Below are 4,577 nucleotides of genomic sequence, written 5' to 3' on the forward strand. Positions count from 1 at the left end.
GCCGTGCTCGCCCTGCGCCGCGCCGAGCGTGGCGAGTCGATGCCCACCGAGCCCCTGTACCTGCGCCGCCCCGACGTCACGCCCTCGGCCGGGCGCAAGCGGGTCAGCGGATGACGCAGGGCCCCCCGGCCCCGGTGCTGCGGCCGCTGGTCCGGGCGGACGTCGTCGAGGTCGTGCGTCTCGAGCGCGAGCTGTTCGGCCCGTCGGCCTGGTCCACGGCCATGGTGCAGGAGGAGCTCGACGGTCCGGGGCGCTGGTACGTCGGCCTCGACCAGGACGGTCCCGGGGCGCCGGGTCCGGTGGGGGCACGGCCGTCACCGGCCCTCATCGCCTACGCCGGGCTCTGGTTCGACGGCGAGGTGGCTCAGGTGATGACCATCGGCGTCGCCCCGGCCCAGCAGGGACGTGGGCTGGGGAGCCTCCTGCTGGACGCCCTCCTCGACCGTGCCCGCGGGTTCGCTGCCCGGGCGGTGCTGCTCGAGGTCCGGGTCGACAACGCCGCGGCGATCGGCCTGTACGAGCGGGCCGGGTTCCGGACGATCGGTCGCCGTCGGCGCTACTACCAGCCCGAGGACGTCGACGCCTTCACGATGGAGCTAGCGCTGCAGCCCGAGCAGCAGCCACGGCCTGGGCGCGGCGCGGCCGAGGGGTCATCGACCCCCGGGCCCGGCGAATAGGCTGGTCCCATGCCTGACGCCTCCCTGGTCCTGGGGATCGAGACCTCGTGCGACGAGACCGGGGTCGCCCTGGCCCGTATCCACGACGACCGCACCGAGCTGCTGGTCGACGCCGTCGCGAGCTCGGTCGACGAGCACGCCCGGTTCGGCGGGATCATCCCCGAGATCGCCTCGCGGGCCCATCTCGAGGCCATGGTGCCCACCATCCAGCGGGCCCTGGCCGAGGCCGACGTCGACCTGGGGCAGGTCGGGGCGGTGGCCGTCACGGCGGGGCCCGGGCTCGTGGGGCCGCTCACGGTCGGGGCCGCGGCGGCCAAGGCGCTCGCGGTCGGTCTGGGGGTGCCGCTGCACGGGGTGAACCACGTGATCGGCCACGCGGCGGTGGACGAGCTGGTCCACGGCCTCTTCCCCGAGCGGGTCATGGCGCTGGTGGTCTCGGGCGGGCACTCCTCGCTGCTGCTCGTCGACGACGTCGCGACCGACGTGACCGAGCTCGGCCACACCCTGGACGACGCCGCAGGGGAGGCCTTCGACAAGGTGGGTCGGCTGCTGGGCCTGCCCTACCCGGGTGGGCCGCACATCGACCGCCTCGCGCGGGAGGGCGACCCCGAGGCGATCCGCTTCCCGCGCGGGCTCACGGCTGCCAAGGACCAGGCCCGGCACGCGGACGACTTCTCCTTCTCGGGTCTCAAGACGGCGGTCGCCCGCTGGGTCGAGGCCCGTCAGGACGCGGGCCAGGAGATCCCGCTGCACGACGTCGCTGCCTCCTTCGCGGCAGCCGTGGCCGACGTGCTGACCGCCAAGACGATCGCGGCCTGCCGCCGCCACGAGGTCGACACCCTGGTGATCGGTGGTGGCTTCTCGGCCAACTCCCAGCTCCGGGAGCTGGCGGCCCAGCGCTGCGCCGAGGCGGGGATCACGGTCCGCATCCCCCCGATCCGCTACTGCACCGACAACGGGGCGATGATCGCCGCGCTCGGGGCCGCCGTGGTCCGTCGGGGGCTGCCGGCCTCGCCCCTCGACCTCGCGGTCGACTCCTCGATGCCGCTCACCCAGGTCACGGTCTGACCCACGGGGAGCGGCCCCAGGGCTCGTCCTGCCCCGGGGGTCGTCTCAGCCGAGCAGCCGCCACAGGCGCGAGCCGAGCACGAAGGCCACGGCTGCGGTCGCTCCGTGCATCAGGGCGCCCTGCCAGCTCATGGAGGTCTGCACCGAGAGCTCGGTCGCGGTGTGCGTGAAGGTCGTCACCGCGCCCAGCGGGTGCGTGGTGACGGTCCCGCCGCCCATGGCTTCGATCGCGTCGAGGGTCCCCGTCGCGTAGGCCCCCGCGAGGTACACCAGGGCGCCGACGGCCAGGACCGCGGCTGCGGCCCCCGTGGCGTAGCGGGGAAGCCGACGGCCGAGCTCGGCCGTGTACCCCTCGGCGAGCACCCGGGGGTGCCCGAGGTCGGTGATGGCCTGACGCATCCCCACCTCGGCCGCGGCCGCGGTCATCTCGGCCCGGAGCTCGCGCTTGATCCCCGTGAAGGCCTTGCTCGGGTAGTCCTGCATGGCCCAGCTGACCCGCGTCAGGTAGACCTCGCGTCGGACACGGTCGGGCAGGCTGGGGCGCCGTGCAGGCGCCGGACTCGTCGTCATGGGTGCTCCTGGTGAGGTCGCGGGTGGAGGGTCGGGATGGCTCGCCACGATCGCGAGCCGAGGGCGAAGGCGCCGGCGAGGACGGTCACGAGGAGCATCAGGCTCGGCCAGGAGAAGCTGCTCTCGAGGCCCATGCCGTCCGGGCCGTCGCGGGTGGTGAGGGGTGTGGTCATGGCTGGTCCCTGGTCGTGTCGGTCGGAGGGGCTGCGGCGGCCGGTGCGGCGGTCGGTGGCCGCTCGAGCACCTGCGCGACCGTGGCGCTCAGGGTGTGCCAGCCGGCGACGGCGTGACCGAGGTGCTCGTCGCCCGCGGTGGTGAGCAGGTAGTACTTGCGGGCGGGACCGCTGGTCGAGGGCACGAGACGTGAGGTGATGAGCCCCTCCCGCTCGAGCCGGGACAGGATCGGGTAGACGGTGCCGGCGGCGATGTCCTCGAGGCCCGCGGCCTGGAGCCGGGTGACGAGCTCGTAGCCGTAGGACTCCTGGTGGGCGAGGGTCCGCAGCACCAGCATGGGCAGGACGCCCTTGAGCAGCTGCGGGTCCCGGGCCATGAGACGAGGCTATACCTGGTACTAGGTATTGCCAAGTACCGGGTATAGCTGGGGCTCTGAGGCAGAGGGGAGCGTCGGGCCGAGGCCCGAGCGTCGCGCGCGGGACCGCGAGCTCAGAGCGGCTTGCCCGCCCGCATCTCGGCCACGAGAGAGGCGACGACAGCGTCGAGCTCACCACCGTTGCGTCGGGCCACGGCCCGCTGACGTTGGTAGGACGCGCCGCGCCGCAGGATCGTGCGCACCCCCTCGAGCTCGGCCGTGCAGCCGAGCCGGGCGGCGGTCGGGGCCAGGTCGGTGAGCAGGCGCTCGACCGAGTCGGTCACGAGCTCCTCACGCCCGGCCGCGTCGAGGATGATGATCGCGTCCATGCCGTAACGGGCCGACCGCCACTTGTTCTCCTGGGCGAACCACGGCTGCAGCGCAGGCAGCGGCTCGCCCTCGTCGATCATCGTCGAGAAGTGCTCGACGAGGCAGTGGATGAGCGCCGCGAAGGCGGCGACCTCGGTCATGTTGGACGCGCCGTCGCAGATCCTCATCTCGAGGGTGCCGAAGCGGGGGGAGGGGCGCAGGTCCCAGCGGATCTCGTCGAACTGGTCGATCACACCGGTGTGGATCATGTCCGCCGTGTACGACTCGAGCTGCTCCCAGGTGTCGAACTGGAAGGGCAGCCCCGCCGTCGGGAGCTGCTGGAACATCAAGGCGCGGTTCGAGGCGTAGCCGGTGTCCTTGCCGCCCCAGAAGGGCGAGGAGGCCGAGAGGGACTGCAGCTGCGGGAAGCAGGTCAGCACCGCCCGCAGGATCGGCAGCACCTTGGCCTTGTCCTCGATGCCGACGTGCACGTGGACGCCGTAGATGAGCATCTGGCGGCCCCACCACTGCGTGCGGTCGATGAGCGTCGCGTAGCGGGCCTTGTCGGTGACCTTCTGCTGGGTCCAGCGGGCGAAGGGGTGCGTGCCGGCGCACATCAGCTCCACGCGGAGCGGGTCGGTCACGGCCCGCAGCTCGTCGATGCTGCGCTGGAGGTCCGCGGTGGCCTCGCCGACCGTCCGGCACACCCCTGTGACGATCTCGACGGTGTTGAGCAGCAGCTCCTGGCGGATCGTCGGGTGCTCGCCCCCCTGCGGAGGAGCCACCGCGTCCAGCACGGTCTGGGCGACCTGGCGCAGGTCCCCCGAGTCGCTGTCCACGAGGGCGAGCTCCCACTCGATCCCGATCGTGGAGCGCTCGGAGCGGGCGAAGGGGATCTCCATCAGACCGGCTCCACGAGGAGCACCTGCTGGCTCCCGGCGATCCGGGTCAGCACCACGGTCGCCTCGGCGTCCCCCCGCAGGTCCAGCTGCTTGCGCAGCTGCTCAGGCACGACGGCGGTGCCCCGCTTCTTGATCGTCAGCCGACCCACGCCACGCTCGCGCAGCGCCGTGCGCAACCTCTTGAGCCCGAAGGGCATCACGTCAAGCACGCGGTAGCTCGTGGCGAGGTCGCTCGTGGCGAGGGTGTCCGAGGTCACGTAGGCAATCGTGCGGTCCAGCAGCCGTCCCTGCACCTCCTGGGCGACCAGCGAGACGAGCCCCGAGCGGATGACCGCGCCGTCGGGCTCGTGCAGGTAGGCGCCCACGGGACCGGGCTCGGCCACCGGGAGCTCGCCCTCGGGGGCGCGGAGCGTCGTGGCGGCGGCCCCCCGCAGCACCAGGGCGCTGCGCCCGGGGCCGTCG

At 73.1% G+C, this 4,577-nt stretch carries 6 protein-coding genes and 1 pseudogene; 2 read left to right on the top strand and 5 right to left on the bottom strand.

Going from position 1 to position 4,577, the window contains the following annotated elements; genetic code table 11:
• The first annotated feature begins 110 nt into the window (after positions 1 to 110).
• Both rimI and tsaD read left to right on the top strand, forming a co-directional pair.
• A complete protein-coding gene (gene rimI / locus L0B03_RS14250) occupies positions 111 to 677 on the top strand; it encodes a ribosomal protein S18-alanine N-acetyltransferase (protein ID WP_250446921.1) in 567 nt (188 codons plus the stop codon).
• A 9-nt stretch (positions 678 to 686) separates the two neighbouring features.
• Complete coding sequence (gene tsaD, locus L0B03_RS14255; RefSeq protein ID WP_250446923.1) at positions 687 to 1,745, top strand: tRNA (adenosine(37)-N6)-threonylcarbamoyltransferase complex transferase subunit TsaD; 1,059 nt, start codon at positions 687 to 689, stop codon at positions 1,743 to 1,745.
• Between the two features lie 45 nt (positions 1,746 to 1,790).
• On the opposite strand, the gene L0B03_RS14260 is transcribed toward tsaD, so the two are convergent.
• From L0B03_RS14260 to L0B03_RS14280, 5 genes and pseudogenes are all read right to left on the bottom strand, one after another.
• The gene (locus L0B03_RS14260; protein ID WP_250446926.1) at positions 1,791 to 2,315 is read right to left on the bottom strand and encodes a hypothetical protein; all 525 of its coding nucleotides are present in this window, start codon (positions 2,313 to 2,315) and stop codon (positions 1,791 to 1,793) included.
• Positions 2,312 to 2,488 carry a hypothetical protein gene (locus L0B03_RS14265; RefSeq protein ID WP_250446929.1) on the bottom strand — a complete coding sequence of 59 codons (177 nt, stop codon included), beginning with the start codon at positions 2,486 to 2,488 and terminating at the stop codon, positions 2,312 to 2,314. The genes L0B03_RS14260 and L0B03_RS14265 overlap by 4 nt, the downstream gene beginning before the upstream one ends.
• The gene (locus L0B03_RS14270) at positions 2,485 to 2,865 is read right to left on the bottom strand and encodes a PadR family transcriptional regulator (protein ID WP_250446932.1); all 381 of its coding nucleotides are present in this window, start codon (positions 2,863 to 2,865) and stop codon (positions 2,485 to 2,487) included. The genes L0B03_RS14265 and L0B03_RS14270 overlap by 4 nt, the downstream gene beginning before the upstream one ends.
• A gap of 113 nt (positions 2,866 to 2,978) precedes the next feature.
• A complete protein-coding gene (locus L0B03_RS14275; protein WP_250446935.1) occupies positions 2,979 to 4,115 on the bottom strand; it encodes a glutamate--cysteine ligase in 1,137 nt (378 codons plus the stop codon).
• Positions 4,115 to 4,577: pseudogene (locus L0B03_RS14280) on the bottom strand (SAM-dependent methyltransferase); the annotation flags it as partial. The pseudogene L0B03_RS14280 and the gene L0B03_RS14275, both read right to left, overlap by 1 nt.

It is taken from the genome of Actinotalea sp. C106 (assembly GCF_023630195.1).
Taxonomy (GTDB): Bacteria; Actinomycetota; Actinomycetes; order Actinomycetales; family Cellulomonadaceae; genus Actinotalea.

What these genes read in the sequence shown, in the direction of transcription:
- L0B03_RS14265 (WP_250446929.1), bottom strand. Translation starts at nt 2,488, where the DNA reads ATGACCACACCCCTCACCACCCGCGACGGCCCGGACGGCATGGGCCTC.
- L0B03_RS14275 (WP_250446935.1), bottom strand. Translation starts at nt 4,115, where the DNA reads ATGGAGATCCCCTTCGCCCGCTCCGAGCGCTCCACGATCGGGATCGAG.
- L0B03_RS14260 (WP_250446926.1), bottom strand. Translation starts at nt 2,315, where the DNA reads ATGACGACGAGTCCGGCGCCTGCACGGCGCCCCAGCCTGCCCGACCGT.
- rimI (WP_250446921.1), top strand. Translation starts at nt 111, where the DNA reads ATGACGCAGGGCCCCCCGGCCCCGGTGCTGCGGCCGCTGGTCCGGGCG.
- L0B03_RS14270 (WP_250446932.1), bottom strand. Translation starts at nt 2,865, where the DNA reads ATGGCCCGGGACCCGCAGCTGCTCAAGGGCGTCCTGCCCATGCTGGTG.
- tsaD (WP_250446923.1), top strand. Translation starts at nt 687, where the DNA reads ATGCCTGACGCCTCCCTGGTCCTGGGGATCGAGACCTCGTGCGACGAG.